The organism is Pseudomonas sp. SJZ131 (genome assembly GCF_007828705.1).
GTDB classification, from domain to species: Bacteria; Pseudomonadota; Gammaproteobacteria; order Pseudomonadales; family Pseudomonadaceae; genus Aquipseudomonas; species Aquipseudomonas prosekii.
In genome coordinates this window covers 1,098,390-1,124,408 of record NZ_VIVC01000002.1, presented here as the reverse complement: position 1 = coordinate 1,124,408, position 26,019 = coordinate 1,098,390, and the positions used below count along the sequence as shown (strand labels likewise).

The 26,019-nt window shown below is 59.2% G+C and carries 23 protein-coding genes and 4 tRNA genes; 8 read left to right on the top strand and 19 right to left on the bottom strand.

What is annotated here, in order from left to right; translation table 11 throughout:
- Window positions 1-106: 106 nt before the first annotated feature.
- Window positions 107-490, top strand: a complete 384-nt coding sequence (locus FBY12_RS27865; RefSeq protein ID WP_145252992.1) for a cytochrome c — start codon at window positions 107-109, stop codon at window positions 488-490.
- A 159-nt stretch (window positions 491-649) separates the two neighbouring features.
- On the opposite strand, the gene FBY12_RS12185 is transcribed toward FBY12_RS27865, so the two are convergent.
- From FBY12_RS12185 to FBY12_RS12145, 9 genes are all read right to left on the bottom strand, one after another.
- Window positions 650-1,000, bottom strand: a complete 351-nt coding sequence (locus FBY12_RS12185) for a hypothetical protein (protein WP_145252991.1) — start codon at window positions 998-1,000, stop codon at window positions 650-652.
- A 214-nt stretch (window positions 1,001-1,214) separates the two neighbouring features.
- Window positions 1,215-1,835: a hypothetical protein gene (locus FBY12_RS12180; protein ID WP_256663300.1), complete on the bottom strand. Its 621-nt coding sequence runs from the start codon at window positions 1,833-1,835 to the stop codon at window positions 1,215-1,217.
- 78 nt (window positions 1,836-1,913) lie between these two features.
- Window positions 1,914-3,458, bottom strand: a complete 1,545-nt coding sequence (locus tag FBY12_RS12175; protein WP_145252990.1) for a class I SAM-dependent methyltransferase — start codon at window positions 3,456-3,458, stop codon at window positions 1,914-1,916.
- A gap of 106 nt (window positions 3,459-3,564) precedes the next feature.
- Window positions 3,565-4,773, bottom strand: coding sequence for a chromate efflux transporter (gene chrA / locus FBY12_RS12170; protein ID WP_145252989.1), 1,209 nt, complete (start codon window positions 4,771-4,773; stop codon window positions 3,565-3,567).
- 86 nt (window positions 4,774-4,859) lie between these two features.
- Complete coding sequence (locus tag FBY12_RS12165) at window positions 4,860-5,252, bottom strand: sel1 repeat family protein (RefSeq protein WP_145252988.1); 393 nt, start codon at window positions 5,250-5,252, stop codon at window positions 4,860-4,862.
- A complete protein-coding gene (locus FBY12_RS12160; RefSeq protein ID WP_003223109.1) occupies window positions 5,253-5,624 on the bottom strand; it encodes a hypothetical protein in 372 nt (123 codons plus the stop codon).
- Window positions 5,621-5,962, bottom strand: coding sequence for a helix-turn-helix domain-containing protein (locus FBY12_RS12155; RefSeq protein WP_092281458.1), 342 nt, complete (start codon window positions 5,960-5,962; stop codon window positions 5,621-5,623). Before FBY12_RS12155 ends, FBY12_RS12160 begins: the two co-directional genes overlap by 4 nt.
- 113 nt (window positions 5,963-6,075) lie before the next feature.
- A complete protein-coding gene (locus FBY12_RS12150) occupies window positions 6,076-6,531 on the bottom strand; it encodes a YkvA family protein (RefSeq protein WP_092271212.1) in 456 nt (151 codons plus the stop codon).
- Between the two features lie 296 nt (window positions 6,532-6,827).
- Window positions 6,828-7,544: an FKBP-type peptidyl-prolyl cis-trans isomerase gene (locus FBY12_RS12145; protein ID WP_092271215.1), complete on the bottom strand. Its 717-nt coding sequence runs from the start codon at window positions 7,542-7,544 to the stop codon at window positions 6,828-6,830.
- A gap of 270 nt (window positions 7,545-7,814) precedes the next feature.
- Here FBY12_RS12145 and FBY12_RS12140 point away from each other — a divergent pair, with 270 nt between their 5' ends.
- Both FBY12_RS12140 and FBY12_RS12135 read left to right on the top strand, forming a co-directional pair.
- Window positions 7,815-9,647 (top strand): di-heme-cytochrome C peroxidase, encoded by a 1,833-nt coding sequence (locus FBY12_RS12140; protein ID WP_145252987.1) that lies wholly within the window; start codon window positions 7,815-7,817, stop codon window positions 9,645-9,647.
- A 3-nt stretch (window positions 9,648-9,650) separates the two neighbouring features.
- The gene (locus tag FBY12_RS12135; protein ID WP_145252986.1) at window positions 9,651-10,787 is read left to right on the top strand and encodes a catalase family protein; all 1,137 of its coding nucleotides are present in this window, start codon (window positions 9,651-9,653) and stop codon (window positions 10,785-10,787) included.
- A gap of 242 nt (window positions 10,788-11,029) precedes the next feature.
- Here the strand turns inward: FBY12_RS12135 and FBY12_RS12130 are convergent.
- The 4 genes from FBY12_RS12130 to FBY12_RS12115 all read right to left on the bottom strand — a co-directional run bounded on the left by FBY12_RS12130 (window position 11,030) and on the right by FBY12_RS12115 (window position 11,567).
- A tRNA-Asp gene (locus FBY12_RS12130) sits at window positions 11,030-11,106 on the bottom strand.
- Between the two features lie 14 nt (window positions 11,107-11,120).
- Window positions 11,121-11,196: transfer RNA gene (locus tag FBY12_RS12125), tRNA-Val, on the bottom strand.
- Between the two features lie 199 nt (window positions 11,197-11,395).
- A tRNA-Asp gene (locus FBY12_RS12120) sits at window positions 11,396-11,472 on the bottom strand.
- A gap of 19 nt (window positions 11,473-11,491) precedes the next feature.
- Window positions 11,492-11,567, bottom strand: a tRNA-Val gene (locus FBY12_RS12115).
- 159 nt (window positions 11,568-11,726) lie between these two features.
- On the opposite strand from FBY12_RS12115, the gene rdgC reads away from it, so the two are divergent.
- The 3 genes from rdgC to sugE all read left to right on the top strand — a co-directional run bounded on the left by rdgC (window position 11,727) and on the right by sugE (window position 14,194).
- Window positions 11,727-12,647 carry a recombination-associated protein RdgC gene (rdgC, locus tag FBY12_RS12110; protein ID WP_145252985.1) on the top strand — a complete coding sequence of 307 codons (921 nt, stop codon included), beginning with the start codon at window positions 11,727-11,729 and terminating at the stop codon, window positions 12,645-12,647.
- A gap of 149 nt (window positions 12,648-12,796) precedes the next feature.
- On the top strand, window positions 12,797-13,762 hold the full coding sequence (locus tag FBY12_RS12105) for a bile acid:sodium symporter family protein (protein ID WP_145252984.1): 966 nt from the start codon (window positions 12,797-12,799) through the stop codon (window positions 13,760-13,762).
- Window positions 13,763-13,879: 117 nt separating this feature from the next.
- Complete coding sequence (sugE, locus tag FBY12_RS12100; protein ID WP_121734209.1) at window positions 13,880-14,194, top strand: quaternary ammonium compound efflux SMR transporter SugE; 315 nt, start codon at window positions 13,880-13,882, stop codon at window positions 14,192-14,194.
- A 116-nt stretch (window positions 14,195-14,310) separates the two neighbouring features.
- Here the strand turns inward: sugE and FBY12_RS12095 are convergent, their stop codons facing one another.
- The 4 genes from FBY12_RS12095 to FBY12_RS12080 form a co-directional block, all read right to left on the bottom strand.
- Complete coding sequence (locus FBY12_RS12095; protein ID WP_145252983.1) at window positions 14,311-16,185, bottom strand: MFS transporter; 1,875 nt, start codon at window positions 16,183-16,185, stop codon at window positions 14,311-14,313.
- Window positions 16,186-16,284: 99 nt separating this feature from the next.
- A complete protein-coding gene (locus FBY12_RS12090; protein ID WP_145252982.1) occupies window positions 16,285-17,466 on the bottom strand; it encodes a TDT family transporter in 1,182 nt (393 codons plus the stop codon).
- A gap of 117 nt (window positions 17,467-17,583) precedes the next feature.
- Complete coding sequence (locus FBY12_RS12085) at window positions 17,584-17,895, bottom strand: cupin (protein WP_145252981.1); 312 nt, start codon at window positions 17,893-17,895, stop codon at window positions 17,584-17,586.
- 60 nt (window positions 17,896-17,955) lie between these two features.
- The gene (locus FBY12_RS12080) at window positions 17,956-19,149 is read right to left on the bottom strand and encodes an MFS transporter (protein WP_145252980.1); all 1,194 of its coding nucleotides are present in this window, start codon (window positions 19,147-19,149) and stop codon (window positions 17,956-17,958) included.
- Window positions 19,150-19,240: 91 nt separating this feature from the next.
- Here FBY12_RS12080 and FBY12_RS12075 point away from each other — a divergent pair, with 91 nt between their 5' ends.
- Both FBY12_RS12075 and FBY12_RS12070 read left to right on the top strand, forming a co-directional pair.
- Window positions 19,241-19,780, top strand: a complete 540-nt coding sequence (locus FBY12_RS12075) for a TetR/AcrR family transcriptional regulator (protein ID WP_145252979.1) — start codon at window positions 19,241-19,243, stop codon at window positions 19,778-19,780.
- Between the two features lie 217 nt (window positions 19,781-19,997).
- Entirely contained in the window at window positions 19,998-23,468 is a 3,471-nt protein-coding gene (locus tag FBY12_RS12070) for a PAS domain-containing hybrid sensor histidine kinase/response regulator (RefSeq protein WP_145252978.1), read from the top strand.
- A gap of 173 nt (window positions 23,469-23,641) precedes the next feature.
- Here FBY12_RS12070 and rmuC read toward each other — a convergent pair whose 3' ends face one another.
- Together rmuC and FBY12_RS12060 are read right to left on the bottom strand one after the other, a co-directional pair.
- Window positions 23,642-25,006 (bottom strand): DNA recombination protein RmuC, encoded by a 1,365-nt coding sequence (gene rmuC, locus FBY12_RS12065; RefSeq protein ID WP_178111761.1) that lies wholly within the window; start codon window positions 25,004-25,006, stop codon window positions 23,642-23,644.
- A 249-nt stretch (window positions 25,007-25,255) separates the two neighbouring features.
- On the bottom strand, window positions 25,256-25,579 hold the full coding sequence (locus FBY12_RS12060; RefSeq protein WP_092271245.1) for a hypothetical protein: 324 nt from the start codon (window positions 25,577-25,579) through the stop codon (window positions 25,256-25,258).
- Between the last annotated feature and the right edge of the window lie 440 nt (window positions 25,580-26,019).

The window sequence follows — 26,019 nt, the reverse complement described above, 5'->3', positions numbered from 1 at the left end:
CAATGAGCAGAAAAAATAGCCGTGCTCGCCAGTGCGGTGACTGCTATCTTTGCTCGCATCAAATCACGCACAATCGGCGCCGACTCCATCAAGGAAGATGTAAACATTGAAATCATCATTGATCGCTCTACTGGCAGCTCTATCCCTTATTCATACATCACTATCCTCTGCGGATAATGCCAATGGAAAAACTATTTATTTGCAGCGATGCTCCATGTGCCATGGAGTTGATCTCAAGGCAACAGGGCCATTGTCCAAAAAAAGCAATCCTCCCACGCCTGATCTAACAACATCCGCTTTCAGGAAACGATTGAATGATTACCCGGGAGTGATTGTCTCTTCGGTGGTGCTTCGTCCGAATGGAGACTTGATTCCAAGAACGTTGCGAGAGAATGGTGTGAAGCTAGCGCCATTCTCATGGCGAGTTAACGATCTGCGCGACTTGAATCAATACATGGTTGATATGATCCTAAAAAGAACACAATTCTAAAATTAGGTGCAGATATCCAGACCTATATACCATTTCACATGAGGTTTTCAGGAAGAAGAATCTGACAATTGACCCGCTACACGGGTCGCTCAGGTATTTCACTCACCACGAGCTATTATTCTGGGCGGAAGATTGGGCCAGACATGGAAGCCGCAGCATTTACTTGTTGTAGAACCTGGAGATCTCCACCCAAATATACTTATAGCGGAACTCCAACCAGCGAATCAACAGTCCGTCTTTCTTACGCCTGAAATAGCTTCTGCTTCTCGCCTCAAGTGAGTTTTTTATACAGGCCTCTAGATCTTCGAGGTTGAACGCTGACCATACCGTGGGAATCACAGTTTCGAGATTGAAATGGCATTCCGGTGCTACCTCGTGATAAAGCATTCGTTTAACTTCTTCACGCTCATATTCCTCGGTCTGACGCGCAATAGCTTCATAGTCAACCTCGGTGTCTACAAAGGCGTCAGATAATGCCCAGTAGACATAAGAACGCTCTTCATCAGTCATTGGACGTCCCAACGTCAAAACCTCCTGTTTTTGTCAAGGTGCCAGCTACATAAGCAATACGATTGCCACTTCAATAGTGCCTGTAAACACTGAGTAAAGAGAGGATAAGTATATTTTCAGTTCTGGACTGAAATATAGATTCGCCCCCTTTAACTTCAGAACAACTAACCAGTTTCGTTGCTACGCATCTCATGACCTTATGCCCACGCCACGATTACCGCTCCAGTGTTGACTCCAGACTTAGGACCCAATCTGCCGTTGCAGAGTACTTTGTATAAAACTCGTTTCTCTCTGCGAACTCTAGTCTGGAAAAAAAAGCACCAAAATAATGATCGTTATAGTAACCCTGTGCCCCCTGCATCTCCCCTCCCCACCACGCTGGATCGTACCCCTCGAACGCGACCCATGGCGGAGGAACGGAGAATCCATATTTAGTTATCAGATCCATCACTTCAGCACTATCAGTAACCAGACGAACCGTCGCGACATTAAATTCTTTGTACGATATGGAAAGTATCAGGTTCTCATTCGCTGCATTATTACGGTAACGCTCAATCGTCAAATCGGTAAAAGCCCTTTCATCAACAAGCGAAAATCCATCACCAATCACTGTTCGGAAGTTATCGACTTCGGACCTATCAATGACGAAATTTGAATAATATGCTCGGATACCCATTGATCCCAGAGAAGAAAAAACAGGATATTGAGCCTTTGCAGCATCAGCCTGTTTAAAGGAATTTCCGAAAATAGACGTGAGCTCTACAACGGAATACCCGACAATTTGCTCACCAGACGCGGCTTTAAATAAATCTTTTATCCGCCTGAATAGGCTCACGTGATGTTCACTCTTAGACGTATTGAAACGAAAGAAGCAGACCTATTCGTCCATAAATAGATCTGCGACCGTCAAACCTCAAACAACCCGCAAAGCCTTCAAAACCACCATCGACTTCTCAGCAAACCCCACAGCCTGTTCCTTCAACTCCGCAATATTCTCCTCCGCCGTGGTCAGCGCCCTATCGCCTTTCAATATTCCCTCGCCCTGCCCACCGATAATGTCCCAGGCGAACTGCGCCCATTCGCTCGGCAGTTTTTTCCCTTGCATGACCGCGATCAAAAACAGCTGCTGGAACCGGCTCACAGGCACGCCGCCACCCGTAACCGGGCTCGACAGTACTTGGATTTTGTTGGCGAACAGTGAGCGTTTGCACAGTTGCAAGTTGAGGGTGCTGCAACGTGCTTGCACCAGTTTCTCGGCCGCTTCGCTCTGGCATGGCGCGACGGCGTGCATGCCGATCAATACGTTAAGGGCCTGTTCGACGTCGTGGTAAGTCATCGACGGCACGGCACTGATTAGCTGGCGCAGGGTTTTCGGTGCGTAGGCCTTGGCTGCCAGCGCTTCGAGGATCGGGTTGTAGATTTCCGGTTGTAACGAGGCTTCGCCGGCGGGGCCGGTGACGGTGACTGGGACGCTTTCTATGACTTGCAGCAGCACGAAACGCGTGTTGAGCATGGCTTCGCGGTGTTCGGCGGTGGACAGGCGGTTGGCGCCGCGCACGTAGAGGTCGCGGCGGAAGCTCTGGTTGACGAAGTAGTCGCGCGCCTGTTCGCGCATGATCGGGTGTTCGATGCCTTCGAGGAAGTCCATGCCTTCGGCGCTGAGGTTGAGCGGGTCGACCGAGTCCAGTGGCAGCGCGGTGGCGGCGTAGTCGAGTTTGGCTGGCGCGAAGGCGTCGACCACGTCAGTGAAATACATGCAGTCCCAGTCGCGGTTGAAGTATTCGTGGGCGACGTATTGGCGATCCTGACCTTTGATGCCTTGCAGTTTGGCGCCGAGGTTCGGTGCGGCTTGGGCGTATTTGGGGTTGGCGGCCAGCAGCGCTTCGGAGAATTGCAGTGCGGCGTCGATGCGCTCGTTCGGGCGCGCGGACGTGTGCGAGGCGAAGCGGTTGTGCAGGCTGAACAATTGGCGCAACGGTGCGGATGGCGACCAGCCCGGCAAGCAGTTGTAGCTGATGTAGAGCATGCCGCCGGGTTTGAGGTGGCGCCGGGCGAATTCGACGATGAGTTTCTGGTTGTCGCGGCTGACCCAAGTCCAGATGCCGTGCAGGCTGATGCTGTCGAATTGCGGCAAATCATTGCGCGCCAGCAGTTGCTCGAAGCTGTCGTCGTACAGCCGCGCATCGCTGCCCCACGCGGTTGCGAGCCCGCTGGCGTGAGCCGCTTGGGCCGGGAGGAAGTCGGTGCCGACATAGGATCCCGGATTGGCGGCGGCGTGGATATTGATCGACACGCCTTGGCCGAAGCCCAATTCGCAGTGCCAGGCCTCGGCGCTTTCCAGGGCGGCAAAACCGCGCAGCAACAAGCAATAGCGCTGGAACACTGGATTGATTTCGCGGGAATACCCGTAGGTGTAACCCTCGTCCGTGAAATACCCTTCGTTCCAGGCTGAGCTCATGCGTGCATCCTTTTATGTCGAGGAGGAAAAGTTGTTCTTATAGGGGGAGTTGTTGCGGGCCACAAGAAGAAACGCGTGGCAGCGAGATTCTTTTCGATGGGTCCGTTCAAGCAATGACACTCGCCGCCCACCCCGCTACGCCGCTTGCAAACACCACCAACCACGGCGGCAGCTTCCAAAACATCAAGGCAAGCAGCGCAACGAGCGCCAACCCAAAGTCCTGCGGTTTGACGATGGCGCTGGTCCAGACCGGCTGATAGAACGCGGCCAATAGCAGGCCGACCACCGCTGCATTGACCCCGACCAGTGCGGCTTGCGCGCGCACATTGCTGCGCAGTCGCTCCCAGAAAGGCAAAGCCCCCAGCACAAGCAAAAAGGCTGGGGCGAATATCGCCAACAAGCAGATCAACCCACCGGCCCAGCCCGACGGCGTGAGGTTCATCGAGGCGCCGAGGAACGCCGCGAACGAAAACAACGGGCCGGGCATAGCTTGCGCAGCGCCATAACCGGCGAGGAATGCTTCATTGCTGACCCATCCGGTGGGCACCACTTCGGCTTGCAACAGCGGCAGGACGACATGACCACCACCAAATACCAACGCGCCGGAGCGGTAAAACGAATCCAGCAGTGCGAGGCTTTGATTGGGCAGTAGCTTGGTCAGCAGCGGCAGCCCGGCCAGCAGCAGCACAAAAAGCGTCAACCAGAGCGCTCCGGCCCTGCGGCTGATGGTGATCGGCAGCGCATCATGGCGGGTACTTTGCGGCGGATTGAACAGCAACAGGCCTGCAAGACCGGCAACAACAATCACGCCGACCTGGGTCCAAACGGACGGCGCGAGCAGCGCGACGCAGGCAGCAATGGCCATCAGGGTCACTCGCGGCAGGTCTGGACAGAGTGTTTTGGCCATGCTCCAGACGGCTTGGGCGACAACCGCGACAGCGACAATTTTTAGGCCGTGCAGCGCGCCGGGCGCAACGGCCGTGCCGTAATGAGAGAGACCCAGCGCCAACAAGATCATCAGCGTCGCGGACGGCAGGGTAAAACCTAGCCACGCCGCGAGCGCCCCGCCGTAACCTGCGCGGGACAGGCCCAACGCGATACCGACCTGACTGCTCGCCGGCCCCGGCAGAAACTGGCACAGCGCTACCAGATCCGCATACCCGCGCTCGGTCAGCCAGCGTCGGCGGATGACGAACTCGTTATGGAAATATCCCAGGTGCGCGACGGGCCCGCCGAACGAGGTCAACCCGAGGCGCAGGAAGATCAGGAATACCGACCAGGCATTGCTACGCTCGGCGCCAGGGAAATCGGCCATGGGTCGCGGTTCCAGGTTCAGTCATTGAGCGATGGGAATGTATTCAAGTTGGGGAAAACGTTCTCCCACGCAACGCGTGGGAACGATCACCCGCGCAATTCTCGCAACTTGATTTCGGCCAACGGGTGCCCGGCCTTCGCGGCAATCTGCCAGAACCGCGCGGCTTCTGCCGGGTCCGGTGCTTTGCTCGGCGTGCCTGCCAGACAAATCACGCCGACCTGATACGCCGCTTTGCCATCACCCGCCAACGCCGCGAGGCGCAGCAAGCGCACGCCTTCTTCGCGCGCACCGAGGCCGACGCCGCGAAAAGTCAGGATGTGGCCATAGAAGCTTTGCGCGCCGACGTCGCCGAGGTTGGCCATGCGCGCGAATTGCCCTTCGAGCCATTTCCAGCCACGCGGCGAGCGCACAAACCATTGCCAGTGAAACAGCCTACGGGCCAACCAGTAACTTGCCCGCGCCTTGAGTCGTAAAAACACTCAAGCCTCCGCAGATTCGGGGTACTCGTATTCGAACACGCGCACCACTTCGGAAGCATGCCAAGAGGCGGCAGCGACACCGTCGGAGGGGCCGGAGAAGCGCCCCAGGCGTTCGACACATTCAAAAAAACCGGTGCGTGGCAGGCGGCTCGCGCCTTGGCTGATGACCAGCGAGCTGCGCAACGGCTGCTCGGCTTTGGCATCGAGGGCGGCGAGGTGTTCGAGGGCGGCAGTGAGGGTTTGCATGGCCGGCGTGGGCAGTTGCAATCGTTCGAGCAACGCGCGGTAAGTCAGTAGATGGCGCTGGCGGCGCGCCTGATCCAGTTCACCTAACAACCCGTCCCAATGTTGACGACTGATGCGTACGCTCACGATTCATCCCTCCACCCTGGCACCGTCAATTCCCAGGCCAGGCTGCGGCGAATCGCTGCGTCGGGTTGACGCTCGCCACTTTCGATCAAGGCCAGATAAGACGGGCTGATGCCTACCGTGCGGGCGAGCGCCTCGATGGCGATGCCCTTCCCTTCGCGCAAACTGCGGAGTTGGTCCAGACCAGGAAGAATCTGGTCCGGGGTCGCCGCGGGACGCGCTGTGGCGGCTCGCGGCGGTTGTGGTTCGATGCCTGCTGCTTTCAGTAGAGCTTGGTACTGAGCCCATGGCAAAACTGCATATTCGGGCTCGCCTTCGCGTGTGATTATCTGAATATCCATGACTTCCCCGTAGGACAACGACACTTAGCGAGTCGGCGCTTTTCCGTTGAAGTGTAATCCTAACAGCGGCCAAGGTCGCGGGGGCATGCATCTAAGGTTGAAGATCAACCTGATCAAAGATCTTTGGGTTTCTGCAATTGCAGTTGTTCCGGGGTATCGGGCAGACGTTCGACCCTGGCCAACTTTTCCGGTAACTGGCGATTGCGCCAGGCGCGGAAAGCATTCAGTTCGTCGTCGAGGGTTTTCATGATCCACGCCAGCACGGCGATGTCGTCGAACATGCCCAGCACCGGGATGAAATCCGGGATGGCATCCAGCGGGCTGAGGAAATACATCAGGCCAGCGACGACGGTGAGGATCGATTTGCGGCTGATGCCACGGTATTCGCCGCGCCAGTAAGCCAGGCACAAGGCCTGCAACAGGCGCAGGTCATCCTTGAGTTTGCCCAGCCGATTGCCTTCGTTGCCGGCCTTGCTGGCGACGGCGAACAGCAGCGTTGGCAGGCGGCCACGGGCCAGCAAACGGCCGGCCAATGGCAGAAAACGGGCCAGATTCCAGGGTGCTTTCATGTTTTCCTCCCGCTGAAATGTTATCCACACAAATTGTGGATAACCTTGTGAACAGAGCTGCATTTCGCGGCTGGAAGCCACGTTTCATAAGGGCTGAGCTCAGATCGGGCGTTTTTTACTCACATAAAAAAACCCAAGATTTCATTGACTTGGCGCCGAGGTGTGGCTAGCACCGGCGTCCTCAATGGCTATGACTGCAACCTTGCGCATCCGTTCGCTTTGATCGCGGTTTGTCAAACCCCGGATACAACAACGCCCCGCATAATGCGAGGCGTTGTTTTTGCAGCAAACGGCGCTTACTTGGCAGCGTCGTCTTGTTTCGCTGGATCTTTGATCGCCAACAGTTCCAGATCGAACACCAGCACCGAGTTGGCCGGGATTGCCGGGCTCGGGCTTTGCGCGCCGTAAGCCAGGTCGCTAGGAATGTACAGCTTGTACTTCTCGCCGACGTGCATCAGTTGCAGGCCTTCGACCCAACCCGGGATCACGCCGCTGACTGGCAGGTCGATCGGGCTACCGCGATCAACCGAGCTGTCAAACGTGGTGCCGTTGGTCAGCTTGCCGGTGTAGTGAACAGTCACTACGTCGGTCGGCTTAGGCTGAGCGCCATCGGCTTTTTTCACGACTTCGTATTGCAGACCGGAAGCAGTGGTCACTACACCGGCCTTCTTGGCGTTTTCTTCGAGGAATTTCTTGCCGGCGGAGGCCGACTCTTCACTCATTTTCGCCATGCGTTCTTCTGCACGCTTTTGCAGTGCTGCGAAGGCCTCGACCAGTTCGTCGTCCTTCAGCTTTTGTTCTTTCTTGCCGACGGCATCTTCGATGCCTTGAGCGACGGCCTTGGAATCCAGATCGTCCATGCCTTCCTGAGCCAGGCTTTTGCCCATGTTCAGGCCAATCCCGTAGGAAGCTTTTTGCGCCGGGGTTTTCAGCTCTACGCTGGTCTGCGAATCACAACCCGCAAGTACCAGGCTAACCAGGGCCACCGCCGCCGCCAACCGATGCTGTTTCATGCTATTTCCTTGTTCATGCGCCTAAAGGGCAATCGAATAAAGCCGCGAGCTTATCAGGCGGCCACGACCAATGGCTACCGGCATGAGAGCAGGAAACAGCCGATAAGTTCAGGTCTTTTAAAGCATTTCGGGAATGCGCTGGATGAAGTTTCTGTCAGGTTGGTCGCACACGCACTGATGCGCGTTACTGAGACTTGGCGTAATGGCCACTTGCCGCCACCGAAGTCGCTGAGGCATAAAGGCGTAACATTTCAACAAGGACGTTTTATCTTGCGCCTCCTAATCCGCTTGCTGGTTCTGATCGCCGTCGCGTTGGGACTTGGCCTCGCTGTAGTCATGTACTACATCGCCAACCCCAAACTGCCGGCCTACACCCCCGCGCAACAGGTGCATTACCTGGAGCAGTGGAGCGCCGCCGACCGCCAGACCTATTACTTCACGCCGCAGGGCACTCAGGTCAAAGGCCTGCATTACGACTGGTTTCAGGCGCTGGAACTGCCGTTCTCGCAGCAGCGTTTTGCCGCGCCGGAATACCTGGCGCGCTTCGGGTTTCTGATCGATCCCGCGCAAAAAGCTACGCCGGACAACCCCGGCAACCTGCCCGTAGGGTTCGCCCGCCACCAGAATCCCGGCAGCCCGGAGCAGTTCCTGGACATCACTTGCGCCGCATGCCACACCGGCGAATTGCGTGTCAACGGCCAGGCTGTGCGCATCGATGGCGGCGCGGCGCTGCATGTTTTGCCGTCGACGGTGCCGACCCTGCGTGGCGGCAGTTTTGGTCAGGCGCTGGTCGCGAGCCTTGCCGCGACCTATTACAACCCATGGAAATTCGAACGTTTCGCACGCAACGTGTTGGGCGCGGACTACGAGGACGGGCATAAATCCCTACGCGCGGACTACAAACGCTCGTTGGACATGTTTCTCAAAGTCGCATGGAACGACACCCATCGCGGGCTCTACCCCACCGAGGAAGGCCCCGGCCGCGCCGATGCGTTCGGGCGTATCGCCAACGCCAGTTTCGGCGACGCGATTTCGCCGGACAACTATCGCGTGGCCAACGCGCCGGTGGACTACCCGCAGTTGTGGGACATGTGGACGTTTGATTGGGTGCAGTGGAACGGTTCGGCGCAGCAACCGATGGCGCGCAATATCGGCGAGGCGTTGGGCGTGGGCGCGACGCTGAATTTCTTCGACGCCAATGGCCAGCCGCTCAAGGGCGATGCGCGCTACCCGTCAAGCGTGCGCGTGCGCGACTTGCACTTGATCGAACAAACCCTGCAACGGCTCCAGCCGCCGACGTGGCCGGAAGACGTATTGGGCAGCGTCGACAAACCCTTGGCCGCCAAAGGAAGAGCGCTGTTCACCGAGAACTGCGCCAGTTGCCATGTGCCCAGGGTGAAGAAGATTGACGGGCGCGATGTGCAGCAACTGCATCTGTTGCCGGTCGCGGCCATCGGCACCGACCCCACCGCTGCCGACAACATTGCTGACCATCGTTTCGACCTGAGCGCGCTGCAATGGGACCCGGCAGAACTCGCGCAACTCGATGTGCAATTGCACCCTAAACCCACCGAGCCGCTGGACTTGAGCAAACTTTCGGTGGCCAAGGGGTTGGCGTATGTCACCGCTTTCGTCGAGAACCGCGCTTACCGCGATGCCGGCGTCACCGCGGCAGAACGTCCGGCGCTGGACGGTTTCGGCCTGCCCATTGGCGTTCAGGAACTGCGCGCTTACAAGGCGCGGCCATTGGCGGGCGTGTGGGCGACGGCGCCGTTTCTGCACAACGGGTCAGTACCGAGCCTGTATCAATTGCTTTCGCCGCAGGATGAGCGCGCGAGCAGCTTCTATAAAGGCACGTTCGAGTACGACCCGAAGCACTTGGGTTATCGCACAGAGGCGTTCAGCAACGGTTTCCTGTTCGACACGCGCATCACCGGCAATCACAACAGCGGTCATGAATTCCGCGCGGGCAAGCGTGGCAACGGCGTTATTGGCCGTTTGCTGCAACCGCAGGAACGCTGGGCGCTGCTCGAATACCTGAAAGTGCTGGGCGGTCCGCTGGAAGCGCAACTGCCAGAAACTGTCGCCATGCAAAAGGATTGAATAATGCTGATCACCCTATGGCTGCGCCTCGGCGCCTTCCTCGGAAAATTGCTGCTGTGGTTGTTGGGGCTGGGATTGCTTGGCTGGGCGCTGGCCACCGCGTGGTTTGCCTGGCAGCACAGCGGCGCGGTGTCTGCTGAAGAGCAGATCCCCAGCGGTGAAGCGGCGATGACTCAGGACATCATTCAGACCGCCGTGCGCATCGTCGATCAGCACCGCGAAAGCACGCGCTACCTGCGCGATGCCCACGCCAAGGCGCATGGCTGCGTGAAAGCCGAGGTTCAGGTGTTGCCGCAACTGCCGGCGGATTTGCGTCAAGGTGTGTTCAGTGAGCCGGGCAAAACCTGGCAAGCGACGGTGCGCTTGTCCAACGGCAACGCGTATCCGCAATTCGACAGCATTCGTGATGCGCGGGGCATGGCGATCAAGTTGCTCGACGTGCCGGGCAAGCAACTACTGGCGGATCAGGCTGGGCGGCGCGAGCAGGATTTCGTCATGTTCAGTCACCCGAATTTTTTTGTCAGCGATGTCGCAGAGTACCGTCAGAACGTGGCCGCGCAGGCTGACGGCAAGAAGGTCATGGCGTTCTTTCCCGGTTGGGATCCGCGCACCTGGCAGGTTCGGCATTTGTTTATCGCGCTGGCGACGCTGGCCCCAGCGCCGGACAGCCCGACACAGACTACGTACTTTTCGGTTTCGCCCTACAAATTTGGTCAGGGTAATGCCAAGTTTCGCGTGATGCCGGACCCGGCCAGCTGCCCTGCTTATACCTTGCCGAAGCAGAATCAGGCGTTGCCGAATTTTCTGCGCAATGCGTTGAATCAGCAGTTGTCGACGGATCGAGTGCCGGCGTGTTTTGTTCTGCAGATTCAGCGGCAGAATGCGAACAAATTCATGCCGATCGAGGACACGAGTGTGGAATGGCGGGAGAGTGATGCGCCGTTCGAGACGGTGGCGAAGATCAGTCTGCCGGCGCAGGATTTCGACACGCCGGCGCTGAATCTGCAGTGCGATAACCAGTCATTCAACCCATGGTTCGGCGTGGAAGCGCATCGGCCGATTGGTGGGATCAATCGGCTGCGAAAAGCGGTGTACGAAGCGGTCAGCGATTACCGGCATAGCCGTAATGCCGAGCAATGATTCAGCCCAAAACCTTGTAGGAGTGAGCCTGCTCGCGATAGCGGTCTGACATTCAACCACTGTGTTGCCTGCTGATCCGTCATCGCGAGCAGGCTCACTCCTACATTGGAATAGCGATAATCCCTGACAACCCAAAACCCGTAAAACCCAAACCCGTAAAAAAAGCCCAGACAGCAAAAAGCCCGCATTAAGCGGGCTTTCTGTGTGGTGACCTGGCGTTCAGCGTTCCAGGTTACCGAATATGGCGCAGCGGACGGGACTCGAACCCGCGACCCCCGGCGTGACAGGCCGGTATTCTAACCGACTGAACTACCGCTGCGCGTAGCGTGAAAGTGGTGGGTGATGACGGGATCGAACCGCCGACATTCTGCTTGTAAGGCAGACGCTCTCCCAGCTGAGCTAATCACCCTTTACCTTCGTTGCGGGGCGCATTATGCCACAGGTTTTCGTAATGTGTTGATTTAATTGAATAATTTTTCAAATAAATCCGGAAACCAGTGAAACGACACATCCCGCAGGAACAACAGACAAACAACAGACAGAAAAAAACCCGCGTGAGCGGGCTTTTCCGTGGTGACCTGGCGTTCAGCATTCCAGGTGACCGAATATGGCGCAGCGGACGGGACTCGAACCCGCGACCCCCGGCGTGACAGGCCGGTATTCTAACCGACTGAACTACCGCTGCGCGTAACACTAAGAACGAATGGTGGGTGATGACGGGATCGAACCGCCGACATTCTGCTTGTAAGGCAGACGCTCTCCCAGCTGAGCTAATCACCCTTCGTTTCGGTGTGGCGCGCATTCTACGGAGCACCCCCACCTCTGGCAAGCACTTTTTTAATTAATTTTCCGAGGCCTTCCAAAGGCTTAGAGAAGGGTTGGCCTATGGCGCCGCGAAGAGAATAATGCCCCCCTTTGTATAAAGGAGAGACTCGCCCCATGTGGTTCAAAAACCTGCTTATCTATCGCCTGACCCAAGATCTGCCTTTTGATGCCGAGGCGTTGGAAACTGCACTGGCGACCAAACTGGCGCGTCCATGTGCAAGCCAGGAGTTGACCACCTACGGTTTCGTCGCGCCATTCGGCAAGGGCGAAGATGCTCCGCTGGCGCATGTCAGTGGCGACTTCCTGTTGATTGCTGCACGTAAAGAAGAACGCATTCTGCCGGGCAGCGTCGTGCGCGACGCGGTCAAGGAAAAGGTCGAAGAGATCGAAGCCACGCAAATGCGCAAGGTCTATAAAAAGGAACGCGACCAGATCAAGGATGAAATCATCCTCGAATTCCTGCCGCGTGCCTTTATTCGTCGCTCGTCGACGTTTGCTGCGATTGCGCCGAAACATGGCCTGATCCTGGTCAACTCCGCCAGCCCGAAGCGTGCCGAAGATTTGTTGTCGACGCTGCGTGAAGTGGTCGGCTCGCTGCCGGTGCGTCCGTTGACCGTGAAAATGGCCCCGACCGCCACCATGACTGACTGGGTCAAAACCCAGAAAGCCGCGGACGACTTCTTTGTATTGGATGAGTGCGAACTGCGCGATACCCACGAAGACGGCGGCATCGTGCGTTGCAAACGTCAGGACCTGACCAGCGAAGAAATCCAGCTGCACTTGAGCACCGGCAAAGTGGTGACGCAGCTGTCGCTGGCATGGCAGGACAAACTGTCGTTCATGCTCGACGACAAAATGACCGTCAAGCGCCTGAAGTTCGAAGACCTGTTGCAGGATCAAGCGGAACAGGACGGCGGCGAAGAGGCCCTGGGCCAACTCGATGCCAGCTTCACCCTGATGATGCTGACGTTCGGCGACTTCCTGCCGGCGCTGGTTGAAGCGCTGGGCGGCGAAGAAACCCCGCAGGGTATCTGAACCCTCGTAATACCCAACCTGTAGGAGTGAGCCTGCTCGCGATGAGGGACTGACATTCAACACACCTGTTGACTGAACATCCGCAATCGCGAGCAGGCTCACTCCTACATTTGGTTTTGTGCTGCTACTAAATAAAAAAGGATCGGGCCATGCGCGCACTCGCCGCTTTAAGCCGCTTCGTCGGCAACACTTTCGCTTACTGGGTGCTGATTTTCGCCGTTCTGGCATTCCTCGAACCGACATGGTTCATCGGCCTGAAAGGCGCGATCGTACCGCTGCTGGGACTGGTGATGTTCGGCATGGGCCTGACCCTCAAACTCGAAGACTTCGCCGAAGTCGCCCGCCATCCGTGGCGCGTGGCGTTGGGCGTGGTCGCACATTTCGTGATCATGCCCGGTATGGCGTGGTTGCTTTGCCAGGTGTTTCAGCTGCCGCCGGAAATCGCCGTCGGGGTGATTCTGGTTGGCTGCTGCCCAAGCGGCACTTCGTCGAACGTGATGACCTGGCTGGCGCGCGGCGACCTGGCGTTATCGGTGGCCATCGCCGCCGTCACCACCCTCCTCGCCCCGCTGCTGACGCCGGCGCTGATCTGGCTGCTGGCCTCGGCGTGGTTGCCGGTTTCGTTCATGGAACTGTTCTGGTCGATCCTGCAAGTGGTGCTGTTGCCGATCATCCTCGGCGTCGTCGCGCAGCGGATCCTCGGCGACAAGGTTCGCCACGCCGTGGAAGTATTGCCGCTGGTGTCGGTGGTCAGCATTGTGATCATCGTCGCGGCAGTGGTCGCGGCCAGTCAGGCGAAAATCGCCGAGTCCGGGCTGCTGATCATGGCGGTGGTGATGCTGCACAACAGCTTCGGTTACTTGCTCGGCTACTTCACCGGGCGCCTGTTCAAACTGCCGCTGCCACAGCGTAAATCGCTGGCCCTGGAAGTCGGCATGCAGAACTCGGGGTTGGGCGCCGCGCTGGCCAGTGCGCACTTCTCGCCACTGGCGGCGGTGCCGAGCGCGTTGTTCAGTGTGTGGCACAACATTTCCGGGGCGCTGCTCTCGACTTATTTCCGCCGCATGAGCGAGAAACAAGATCGCGAAACCGCCGCGCGGCAAGCCACCGAGTAAGCGCCGAACTTGATCCCCGGATTAATGCTGGGCACTATTGCCCGACGCGAGGACGACCTTGCGGCTCGATTGAGTCATTAATCTGGGGACGACCCCGTCAATCGATGGAGGTCTCGCATGTCCTGGATCATTCTGTTTTTCGCTGGCCTGTTTGAAGTCGGCTGGGCCGTTGGCCTGAAATACACCGACGGCTTCAGCCGCCCTCTCCCTACCGTATTAACCGTTGGCGCCATGGTGATCAGCCTGGGCTTGCTCGGTCTCGCCGTGAAGGAATTGCCGCTGGGCACCGCCTACGCGATCTGGACTGGCGTCGGCGCGGTGGGCACGGTAATCGCCGGGATCATCCTGTTTGGCGAATCCATGGCGCTGTTCCGGTTGGCCAGCGTGGCGCTGATTATCGCCGGGTTGGTTGGGCTGAAGATTAGCACCTAGCCATTAGATGGCCTTCGCGGGCAAACCTCGCTCCTACAGGTTCGCGCATCAGACGCGAACAATCCTGTACCTGTAGGAGCGAGGCTTGCCCGCGAAGGGTCCATCCAATTCACCCACTACCTGACGCTGCCGCGCAACTCCCCCACCAACATCTGCAATTTCGCCGGCTCAGCCACTTCCACCGCCACTGCCGGCCCCGCCACAATCGTCACCCGCGACCACAACCGACGAAACAGCCCTTTGCCCGGATCGCGGCTGAAGAAACTCCCCCACAACCCCTGCAACGCCAACGGAATCACCGGCACCGGCGTCTCTTCGAGAATCCGCGTCAGCCCGCCGCGGAACTCATTGATCTCGCCGTCAGCGGTCAACTTGCCCTCGGGAAAGATGCACACCAGCTCGCCATCCTTCAGATATTGGGCGATGCGCGTGAAGGCCTTTTCGTAAATCTGGATGTCTTCGTTACGCCCGGCGATAGGAATAGTCCCGGCGGTGCGGAAGATAAAATTCAGCACCGGCAAGTTGTAGATTTTGTAATACATCACAAAGCGAATCGGCCTACGCACCGCGCCGCCAATCAGCAGCGCATCCACAAACGAAACGTGGTTGCACACCAGCAGCGCCGCGCCTTCATCGGGAATCAGATCGAGATTGCGGTGCTCGACGCGGTACATGGAATGGCTGAGCAGCCAGATCATGAAACGCATGCTGAACTCGGGAACGATGCTGAAGATGTAGGCGTTGACGCCGATGTTCAGCACCGACACCACCAGAAACAGCTGCGGAATCGACAGTTTGACCATGCTCAACAGCACGATCGAGACAATCGCCGACACCACCATAAACAGCGCATTGAGAATGTTGTTTGCGGCAATTACCCGCGCGCGTTCATTCTCGGCGGTGCGCGACTGGATCAGCGCGTACAGCGGCACGATGTAGAAACCTCCGAAAACCCCGAGCCCGAGGATGTCGATCAGCACCAGCCAGGTGTGGCCGAAACCCAGAACTTCGAGCCAGCCGTGGCCGGTGACGCTGTCCGGAATTCCACCGGAATGCCACCACAACAGCAGCCCAAAAACGGTCAGGCCAAACGAGCCGAACGGTACCAGACCGATCTCGACTTTGCGCCCGGAGAGTTTCTCGCACAGCATCGAACCGAGGGCGATGCCGACCGAGAACACCGTGAGAATCAGCGTCACCACGGTTTCGTCGCCGTGCATCCATTCCTTGGCGTAGGCCGGGATCTGCGTCAGGTAAATCGCCCCGACAAACCAGAACCATGAATTGCCGACAATCGAACGCGACACCGCAGGCGTCTGCCCCAGACCGAGCTTCAGCGTGGCCCACGACTGGGTAAAAATGTTCCAGTTGAGGCGCATTTCCGGCGACGCGGCCGCCGCGCGCGGGATGCTGCGGCTGGCCAGGTAACCGAGCACCGCGATGCCGATGATCGCCGTCGACACAATCGGTGCGTAGTGCCCCGACGACATCATGATCCCGGCGCCGATGGTCCCGGCGAGAATCGCCAGGAACGTGCCCATTTCCACCAGGCCGTTGCCGCCGACCAGTTCTTCTTCATGCAGCGCTTGCGGCAGGATCGAGTATTTCACCGGCCCGAACAGCGCCGAATGCGTGCCCATGGCAAACAGTGCCACCAGCATCAGCGACAGGTGATCGAACATGAAACCGACCGCGCCAACCGCCATGATCGCGATTTCGCCGAGCTTGATCAGCCGGATCAGTGCGTCCTTGGCGAATTTCTCGCCGAACTGCCCGGCCAGCGCTGAGAACAGGAAAAACGGCAGGATAAACAGCAACGCGCACAAATTGACCCAAATCGAGCGGTCACCGTCGATGGTCAATTTGTACAGAATGGCGAGGATCAGCGACTGCTTGAAGATGTTGTCGTTGAACGCCCCAAGGGACTGTGTCACGAAAAACGGCAGAAAGCGCCGGGTGCGAAGCAGGCTGAACTGTGAGGGATGACTCATCTTCCGTGTGTCCCTGATGTTGGCTAAAGAGTGACGATGCAGGCTGTTATTGGTATACCGCACGCCGATCCAGGCCACACATTACCTAAACTTTGCCGGTTATTGCTTTAATCCTGCAATGCACGGCGAGACAAACAGCTCGCCGCGCCACGCGCCTTGCACGGTGCGCTTGCCGACGATCAGCCACATCAGCGCCAACAACCCGACCAACGCGCAGCCAAACACACTGAAAAATGTCAGGTTGAGCGTGCTCGCCAGTCGCAGCGTCGCCAGCGAATACACGCCCAACGGGAAGGTAAAACCCCAGCAGCCAAGGTTGAACGGGATGCCGGCGCGCAGGTAACGGGCGGTGATCAACAGCGCAATCAGCATCCACCACAGGCCAAAACCCCACAACGTGATCCCCGCCACCAGCCCGAGCCCTTCGGCGATTTCGCCAATGCCTGGCAAACCGTTGGCAGCGAAGATCGCCGGAGCATCGGCGCCGAGCAGCAACATGCCGAGCGCGCCGGTGCCGATCGGACCAAGCGCCAGCCAACTTGAGGCCGCCATGCTTTCGTGCGGGAGTTTATGCAGGGCCATGCGCAGCAACAGAATTGTCAGAATGCTGAACGCCACCGGTAGGGAAAATGCCCAGAGCACGTAGCTCGTCACCAGCACCACCAGCTGCGAATGCGCCTCGGCGAGGTGCGGCGCCAATAGCCCACCGCTGGCCGCTGCAACTTCTGCGGCGACCACTGGCAACAGCCAAACTGCCGTCATCTGGTCGATGCTGTGTTCCTGGCGGGTGAACATCAGGTACGGAATCAACACGCCGCAGGCCAGCGACATCGCTACGTCCAGCCACCACAGCACTTCGGCGAAAGCAATCACGCCATTGCCCCAACGCGGCAAACCGAACAGCAGGAAACCATTGATGATGGTCGCGAGGCCCATCGGGATCGTGCCGAAGAACATCGAAACCGTGGAGTGGCCGAAAATCCGCCGCGCTTCATCAAAAAACAGCACCCAGCGTGCGGCGTACACAGCGCTGAACAATACGAACAGTGCAATGTTGAACAGCCACAGACCTTCGGCGACCACGTGCAGCACGGGATTGGCGCCGGGCAATTGCGCCATCGCCAGGGCGAGCACGCCGGTACCCATGGTCGCGGCGAACCAGTTCGGGGTGAACTGGCGGATCGCTTCCAAGGGACGCGGCAGATGGCTGAAAGGTTTGAAGCTGGGCTTGCTGACGCGTGAACAGACGGTCTTAGGATCAATCGTGTCGGGGCAATTCATGGCGAACTCCTGTCCTCTGATGAGGTAGAGCCCATGATAGAAGCCAATCGAATATCTATATAACGGGGAATATCTCTAACTGTTATCTGCTTTACAGATAAGTAGTGTAGATATGGGTCAAACGCTGCCCTCGGTTTCGATCACCAGAATCCGCGCCGCGCCCAGTGGATGCGCGACGTGCTCGGTGCCGACCGAGGCGTAGAAAATATCGCCGACATCGAGCAACGTCTGCTGCTCCACGCCCTCCTCGCGATAATGCATGCGCACCTGGCCATCAAGCACCACGAACACTTCTTCGCCACCGTTGACGTGCCATTTGTACGGCTGATCAGTCCAGTGCAAACGCGTGGTGATGCCGTTCATGTTGGCGATGTCCAGCGCGCCCCAGGCACGTTCGGCGGTGAAGGATTTGCTGCGGATGATTTTCATGGGCCGGTCCGTCGAATAGTGGCGAGAGGCTAGGAATTGTGGCGAGGGCAAGGCTAGCGATCATTGGCCGTTGGCGCTACAGACTTTAAGCGAGCGCTCGCGCAGCAACGCCAGCAGCGCACCGACGGCGAGGATGATCAGCACCGCGCCATAACCATCGGTGGTGGCGATCAGGCCGAAGCTGCGGACCAGGCTCCCGGCGAGCAAGGACGGCAAGCAAAACGCCAGGTAGCTCAGAACGTAAAACGCCGACATCAAACCCGCCCGTTCATGCGGCAAGGCCAGTGGTACGAGGCTGCGCACGGCGCCGAGGAACCCTGCGCCAAAGCCGCAACCGGCGAGCAATGTGCCGATGAAAAACAGCACGAGGCTGGCGCTGTGCACGGCGATCAGGATCAGCGCCACTCCGGCCGGGAGCAAACTGGCGCCGAGGCGCAGCACTTGGTCCGCCGGGTGATTGCGCAAGGTGTAGATCATCAGCGCACCGGTCACGGTCAGCGCGGCGACGGTGGCGCCGCCGATCAGGTTCGACGTCGAGCCCGTCGCCGTGTGCACCAGCGAGGGCGCCAACGAGGCGAAGAATCCGCCGAGCGCCCAGACTGCGGTGTTGATGGGCAGCACCGACCACAAAGTCCGCCGCACTTGCACCGGCACATGCAAGGTCGGACGCAGCGACGCCCACGCACCCGACAGGCGGCTGACGCTTTCCGGCAGGCGCCAGACGTACAGCGCTTGCAGCGCAAACAAGCCGAACAGCAGCCAAAACGTCAGTTGCAACGGCAACGGTGCAAATTCGGCGAGCAAGCCGCACCCCATCGCGCCGACCGCCATGCCCAGCAATGGCGCCACGCTGTTGACCAGCGGCCCTTGCTGGCGGTCGGTGTCGAGCAGCGCGGCGCTCAACACCGCCGTGGCCATGCCGGTGGCGAACCCCTGAAGCACACGGGCGCTGATCAGCCACGCAACGCTGTCGGCGTTGATAAACAGCAGCATCGCCAACATGTTGAGTAACACAGCGGTGAAAATCACCGGTTTGCGTCCCAGGTGATCCGAGAGCGAACCGACAGTCAGCAACGCCGCCAGCAAACTCAAGGCGTAGACGCCGAAAATCAGCGTCAGGGTTGCCGCCGAAAATTGCAGCTGTTGCTGATACAAGTGATACAACGGCGTCGGCGCCGTGGACGCGGCGAGAAAACTCAGTAACGTGACCGCCAGAAACCACAGACTGACGCGATTCGATGTTGGATGAGACATGGGCACACTCCGCAAAAGCTAAGTATTTGCTTTTGTGGAGTGTGCTACTGGCTAGCGCTTAAAGCAAATTCTTTGTGTTAAGGTCCGCCCTATGGCTATTAAAGAAGGTTTACGCCCCGGCGGCCGCAGTGCCCGGGTGCAAGAGTCGGTGCATTCGGCAGTCCGTGCGCTCCTCGAAGAACAGGACCGCGCGACCGTGACCGTGCCGCAAATCGCCACGCGCGCGGGGGTCACGCCGTCGACGATTTATCGGCGCTGGGGTGATTTGTCGGCGTTGCTCGCCGACGTCGCCCTCGCGCGCATGCGCCCCGAAACCGAGCCAGCCGACACCGGCAGCCTGCGCGGTGATTTGCGCGCGTGGGCCGAGCAATATCTCGACGAGATGAGCTCCGAGCCCGGTCGCCAGATGCTGCGCGACGTGCAATGCAGCGCCACGCCGGGGTTCTGCGCGACGATCATTGGCGGGCAATTGCAGACGATTCTGGATCGGTATCCTGACCAACCGTTGCCGAGCGTAGACCGGCTGATCAACCTGCTGGCGGCGCCGACAGTGTTCAGCATTCTGTTCTCGGCGGCGGCGCTGGAGGTTGAGGAATTGCATCGGTTGGTTGAGATGGCGTTGAGTCAGTGAGGTCGTCATCGCGAGCAAGCTCGCTCCCACAGGGGACCGTGGTTCGCCGCTAATCACTGTGGGAGCGAGCTTGCTCGCGATGAGGCCGTCAGCCCCCCGAAAAACACCCTGCGACACCCCGCCACGCCACGACCTTGGTCGACACTGACTATCCGCAGCCGTCGTGCGAGACTGTCGGACCGGGCGCGCACCCGGATGTCTTTTGTCTGGAGTTTCCATGTCGCTGTCCAGCGGGCTGATCGCCGCCGTTGCCCTGGCCTATATGGCCATCATGTTCGCCATCGCCTTCTACGGCGACCGCCGCAGCACGCCGTTGCCGCCGCGCGTGCGTGCGTGGGTGTACAGCCTGTCGCTGGCCGTTTATTGCACCAGTTGGACCTTCTTCGGCGCGGTCGGCCAGGCCGCCGAACAGCTCTGGTCATTCCTGCCGATCTACCTCGGGCCGATCCTGCTGCTGGTGTGCGCGCCGTGGGTTCTGCAAAAAATGGTGATGATCAGCAAACAGGAGAACATCACCTCCATCGCCGACTTCATTGCCGCGCGTTACGGCAAATCGCAATCGCTGGCCGTGGTGGTCGCGTTGATCTGCCTGGTTGGCGTGCTTCCCTACATCGCCCTGCAACTCAAAGGCATCGTCCTCGGCGTCAACCTGCTGATCGGCGCCGGCCCCGACGCCATGGGCACGCGCGCACAGGACACGGCGCTGATCGTCTCGCTGGTGCTGGCGCTGTTCACCATCGTCTTCGGCACGCGAAACCTCGATGCCACCGAACACCACCGTGGCATGGTGCTGGCGATTGCCTTCGAATCGCTGGTCAAGCTGTTCGCGTTCCTCGCGGTCGGCGCCTTCGTCACCTACGGTTTGTACGACGGTTTTGATGACCTGTTCGACCAGGCAATGCTCGCCCCGCGCCTGGAACAGTATTGGAAAGAAACCATCAATTGGCCGTCGATGGTGGTGCAAACCGGCGTCGCGATGATGGCGATCATCTGCCTGCCGCGACAGTTTCACGTGACCGTGGTGGAGAACATCGAACCGCAGGATCTGCGTCTGGCGAAATGGGTGTTCCCGGCCTATCTGGCATTGGCCGCGTTGTTTGTAGTCCCGATCGCTTTGGCCGGTCAGATGTTGCTGCCAAGTTCGGTACTGCCGGACTCCTTCGTGATCAGCCTGCCACTGGCTCAGGCCCATCCGGCACTGGCGCTGCTGGCATTTATCGGCGGCGCTTCGGCGGCCACCGGCATGGTGATTGTTGCCAGTGTGGCGCTGTCGACCATGGTTTCCAACGACATGCTATTGCCGTGGTTGCTGCGCCGAAACAACGCCGAGCGGCCGTTCGAAGTGTTCCGCCAATGGATGCTGTCGGTGCGGCGCGTGAGCATTGTGGTGATTTTGCTGCTGGCCTATGTCAGCTATCGCCTGCTCGGCTCGACGGCCAGCCTCGCCACTATCGGCCAGATTGCTTTCGCCGCCGTGACCCAACTGGCGCCGGCGATGCTCGGCGCGCTGTACTGGAAACAGGCGAACCGGCGCGGCGTGTTTGCCGGCCTCGCCGCCGGCACCTTCCTGTGGTTCTACACGCTGATCCTGCCGATTGCCGCGCACAGCCTCGGCTTGTCACTGAGCAGTTTTCCGGGGTTGGCGTGGCTGCACAGCAACCCGCTGAACCTGCCGCTGACGCCGCTGACCCAAGGCGTGGTGTTGTCCCTGGCGGCCAACTTCACGCTGTTTGCCTGGGTCTCGGTGCTGTCGCGCACACGGGTTTCGGAACACTGGCAGGCCGGGCGTTTCATCGGTCAGGAGATCAGCGCCCGACCGAGCGCACGCTCGATGCTCGCGGTGCAAATCGACGATCTGCTGCAACTCGCCGCGCGTTTTGTCGGCGAAGAACGCGCCCGCCAGAGTTTTATCCGTTTCGCCTACCGCCAGGGCAAAGGCTTCAACCCGAACCAGAACGCCGATGGCGAATGGATCGCCCATACCGAACGTTTACTTGCCGGTGTACTCGGCGCTTCTTCGACGCGTGCGGTGGTTAAAGCCGCCATCGAAGGTCGGGAAATGCAGCTTGAGGACGTAGTCCGAATCGCCGACGAGGCGTCAGAAGTTTTGCAGTTCAACCGCGCGCTGCTGCAAGGCGCCATCGAGAACATCACCCAAGGCATCAGCGTGGTCGACCAGTCGTTGAAACTGGTGGCCTGGAACCGGCGTTATCTGGAACTGTTCAATTACCCGGACGGTTTGATCAGCGTTGGCCGGCCGATTGCCGACATCATTCGGCACAACGCCGAGCGCGGTTTGTGTGGCCCCGGTGAAGCGGAAGTGCACGTTGCGCGCCGTTTGCACTGGATGCGTCAGGGCCGCGCGCACACTTCCGAGCGGTTGTTTCCGAATGGCCGGGTGATCGAGTTGATCGGCAACCCGATGCCCGGCGGCGGTTTTGTCATGAGTTTCACCGACATCACCGCGTTCCGCGAAGCCGAGCAGGCGCTGACCGAGGCCAACGAAGGGCTGGAGCAACGCGTCGCCGCGCGCACCCACGAACTGTCGCAGCTCAACGTCGCACTGACCGAGGCCAAAGGCACCGCCGAGTCGGCCAACCAGTCGAAAACCCGTTTTCTCGCGGCGGTCAGCCATGACTTGATGCAGCCGTTGAACGCCGCACGTTTGTTCTCCGCCGCACTGACGCATCAGGACGATGGCTTGTCGGCCGAGGCGCAGAAACTGATCCAGCATCTGGACACGTCGTTGCGTTCGGCCGAGGACTTGATCAGCGATTTGCTGGATATTTCGCGTCTGGAGAACGGCAAGATCAATCCTGATCCGAAGCCGTTCGTGCTCAACGAACTGTTCGACATCCTCGGCGCCGAGTTCAAGGTTCTGGCCGACGAACAGGGCATCAAATTCCGCCTGCGCGGCAGCACGTTGCGCATCGACAGCGACATCAAACTGCTGCGGCGCATCTTGCAGAACTTCCTCACCAACGCGTTCCGCTATGCCAAAGGCCCGGTATTGCTCGGGGTTCGGCGGCGCAAAGGTGAGTTGTGCCTGGAAGTCTGGGACCGAGGCCCGGGGATTCCGGAAGATAAGCAGCAAGTGATTTTCGAAGAATTCAAACGTCTCGACAGCCACCAGACCCGCGCCGAGAAAGGCCTGGGGCTGGGCCTGGCGATTGCCGACGGTTTGTGCCGCGTGCTCGGGCACCGTTTGCGCGTGCGCTCGTGGCCGGGGCGCGGCAGTGTGTTCAGCGTCAGCGTGCCACTGGCCCGCGCGCAGGTGGCGCTGCCGCACAACGTCACCGAGCTCAACGGCAAACTGCCGACGGGCGCGCAGGTGCTGTGTGTCGATAACGAGGACAGCATTTTGATCGGCATGAACAGCCTGCTGACGCGTTGGGGTTGCCAAGTCTGGACCGCGCGTAATCGCGAGGAATGCGCAACGTTGCTTGGCGACGGCATGCGTCCGCAATTGGCGCTGGTGGATTATCACTTGGACGATGGCGAAACCGGCACCGAGCTGATGGCGTGGCTGCGCACCCGCCTCGGCGAGCCGGTGCCCGGCGTGGTGATCAGCGCCGACGGCCGTCCGGAAACGGTCGCGCAAGTCCACGCGGCAGGCCTGGATTACCTGGCGAAACCAGTGAAACCGGCGGCGCTGCGGGCGCTGTTGAGTCGGCATTTGCCGTTGTGAATTCTGGAAACCGGCGCTAAACCCGTGGCGAGGGGGCTTGCCCCGTTCGGTTGCGCAGCAGCCGTAAAATCGTCCGTCACTGCGCAAGACCGGGCCGCTGCGCGCCCCAACGGGGGCAAGCCCCCTCGCCACGGGGATAGTTTTAATTTGGGTGTTGGCGTTGACGTCCTTCTTTACTCGGGCAATTCGGCGAGGCCGTCGACATCGGTCATTGCCCGTTCCAGCAGGTCCGCTGGCAGGCTTTTGCTGGCACGGGCGCCGAGCAGTTTCAGTTGTTCGCTGCGGCTGACAAGGTTGCCGCGCCCTTCTGTCAGCTTGTTGCGCGCCGAGCTGTAGGCTTTGTCCAGCTGTTGCAAGCGATTGCCGACTTCATCCAGATCCTGAATAAACAGCACAAATTTGTCGTACAGCCACCCCGCCCGCTCGGCGATTTCCCGGGCGTTCTGGCTCTGCCGTTCCTGCTTCCACAAACTGTCGATAACGCGCAGCGTCGCCAACAATGTCGTCGGGCTGACGATCACGATATTGCGGTCAAACGCGTCCTGGAACAGCGTCGGCTCAGCTTGCAGCGCGGCGGAAAACGCCGCTTCGATCGGCACGAACAGCAGCACAAAATCCAGACTGTGGATGCCATCGAGTCGCTTGTAATCCTTGCCGGACAAGCCTTTGACGTGATTGCGCAGCGACAGCACGTGCTGCTTGATCGCGATCTGGCCGATCGCGTCGTCCTCCGCCGAAACGTACTGCTGATACGCCGTCAGGCTGACCTTGGAATCGACCACCACTTGCTTGTCGCCGGGCAGGTAAATGATCACGTCCGGCTGGAACCGCTCGCCGTCCGGGCCTTTCAGATTGACCTGCGTCTGGTATTCGCGGCCCTTCTCCAGGCCGGCATGTTCGAGCACCCGCTCCAGAATCAACTCGCCCCAGTTGCCTTGGGTTTTCTGCCCTTTCAACGCGCGGGTAAGGTTGGTCGCTTCGTCGCTTAAACGCAGGTTCAACTGCTGCAAACGCTCCAATTCCTTGGCCAGGGAAAACCGCTCCCGCGCCTCGGACTGATAGCTTTCTTCCACACGTTTTTCGAAGGACTGAATGCGTTCCTTCAACGGATCGAGCAATTGCCCGAGGCGCTGTTGGCTGGTTTCGGCGAAACGCTGTTCGCGCTCATCGAAGATCTTGCCCGCCAGCTCGGCGAACTGCGCACGCAGCTCATCGCGCGAGCCCTGAAGGTCGCTGAGGCGCTGTTGATGGCTTTCCTGCTGTTCGCGCAGTTCGGCGTTGAGCGAAGCGGTTTGCGCGTCGAGGCGCCGTAACTCAGCTTCTTTACCGGCGCGCTCGATGTTCCAGGCGTGGGCGGCGTCGCGCGCATCGTCGCGCTCGATTTGCAGCAGTTCGACTTCGCGGCGCACGGCGGCGAGGTCAGCCTGCTTGGCGGCGTTGGCTTGGCTCAAGTCGCCGATTTCATCGCGACAGGCATCGAGCTGAGCGTTCAAACCGTCCTGCGCCAGTTGCACCATGGCCAACCGCTCTTCCAGCAGCGCCACGCCGGCCTGCCCCGCGCTCGCCCGGCGCTGGATGTGCCAGGCCAGCGCCAGCAATGGCAATGCCGCGCCCGCCAGACCGAGCAAAAGGCTGGTCAAGTCCATAGCCATAAAGATTCCTGCCGAGGTAATGAAGCCAGAAGGTTAACCAAGGCGTCAGGTCTTGCACAGCCCGGTTTTAGACAGCTTGTTACTGACGGCCCGGTTTTGCATGACCTGGTTTTGCACAACCGGGCTTTGTACGTCTCAGTCTTCGAGCAGGCCCAGTTCGCGCAAGGCGCGGCGGTCACCGGCACGCGCGGCTTGGCGCAGCAGGTCGTGGCCGATGCGGCGGTCGCGGGCGTTGCCGCACTCGCGGCACATCAATTGGCCGAGCCGACTTTGCGCAGCCACCACGCCTTCGCGCGCCGGTTGCTTGAGCAAACGTCCGGCAAAGTGTTTGACGTTGAGGTTTTCGCCCAGGCGCGGGCTGTCGAGCAGCCACTCGGCCACACGCATGGAAAAACGTTTTGGCGGGGTAACACCGGGTGGTGTTGCGGTAACAGGATCTGATACTGAGCGAAACTTCATAAAGCACTGTGGGGCAGAACGGAAGGCGCGCCACTCTACTCTTTTTTTCCCACAGGTAAAGTCGAAAAAAACCCGGCACGCCCGTCCTAGAGCAAGCGCTCGGGACAATCCACAGAAGCTGTGGATAACTCAGTGGACAACCCGCCTTGAACTCTTCAAAACCCTTATGGAATGGGGCCCGCAGTCAAACTGACGATTTTTTCACCAGTAAAAAAAAGCGATGTTTTTCATTGACTTAAATTTTCATTACAGGCACCCACTGTCGTTCGATCGGATGTGACAGCGGCGTTACAGCCCGCGCAACTAATGTGCACAAGTACCTTCGACACGGTTATATCCACGCGGTTTTTTGTAGCCAGGGTTGGGGATAAACCTTGGCCAACCCACGCCGGAGCTGACTCGAAGCGACGACCAACGGTAATCCACGGTCAACCCATAAC

Coding starts and splice junctions, on each gene's coding strand:
- chrA (WP_145252989.1), bottom strand. CDS start 4,773: ATGGCCGATTTCCCTGGCGCCGAGCGTAGCAATGCCTGGTCGGTATTC.
- FBY12_RS12145 (WP_092271215.1), bottom strand. CDS start 7,544: ATGAAACAGCATCGGTTGGCGGCGGCGGTGGCCCTGGTTAGCCTGGTA.
- FBY12_RS12080 (WP_145252980.1), bottom strand. CDS start 19,149: ATGTCTCATCCAACATCGAATCGCGTCAGTCTGTGGTTTCTGGCGGTC.
- FBY12_RS12150 (WP_092271212.1), bottom strand. CDS start 6,531: ATGAAAGCACCCTGGAATCTGGCCCGTTTTCTGCCATTGGCCGGCCGT.
- FBY12_RS12085 (WP_145252981.1), bottom strand. CDS start 17,895: ATGAAAATCATCCGCAGCAAATCCTTCACCGCCGAACGTGCCTGGGGC.
- rdgC (WP_145252985.1), top strand. CDS start 11,727: ATGTGGTTCAAAAACCTGCTTATCTATCGCCTGACCCAAGATCTGCCT.
- FBY12_RS12075 (WP_145252979.1), top strand. CDS start 19,241: ATGGCTATTAAAGAAGGTTTACGCCCCGGCGGCCGCAGTGCCCGGGTG.
- FBY12_RS12090 (WP_145252982.1), bottom strand. CDS start 17,466: ATGAATTGCCCCGACACGATTGATCCTAAGACCGTCTGTTCACGCGTC.
- FBY12_RS12060 (WP_092271245.1), bottom strand. CDS start 25,579: ATGAAGTTTCGCTCAGTATCAGATCCTGTTACCGCAACACCACCCGGT.
- FBY12_RS12135 (WP_145252986.1), top strand. CDS start 9,651: ATGCTGATCACCCTATGGCTGCGCCTCGGCGCCTTCCTCGGAAAATTG.
- FBY12_RS12155 (WP_092281458.1), bottom strand. CDS start 5,962: ATGGATATTCAGATAATCACACGCGAAGGCGAGCCCGAATATGCAGTT.
- FBY12_RS12175 (WP_145252990.1), bottom strand. CDS start 3,458: ATGAGCTCAGCCTGGAACGAAGGGTATTTCACGGACGAGGGTTACACC.
- FBY12_RS12185 (WP_145252991.1), bottom strand. CDS start 1,000: ATGACTGATGAAGAGCGTTCTTATGTCTACTGGGCATTATCTGACGCC.
- FBY12_RS12105 (WP_145252984.1), top strand. CDS start 12,797: ATGCGCGCACTCGCCGCTTTAAGCCGCTTCGTCGGCAACACTTTCGCT.
- FBY12_RS12095 (WP_145252983.1), bottom strand. CDS start 16,185: ATGAGTCATCCCTCACAGTTCAGCCTGCTTCGCACCCGGCGCTTTCTG.
- FBY12_RS12070 (WP_145252978.1), top strand. CDS start 19,998: ATGTCGCTGTCCAGCGGGCTGATCGCCGCCGTTGCCCTGGCCTATATG.
- sugE (WP_121734209.1), top strand. CDS start 13,880: ATGTCCTGGATCATTCTGTTTTTCGCTGGCCTGTTTGAAGTCGGCTGG.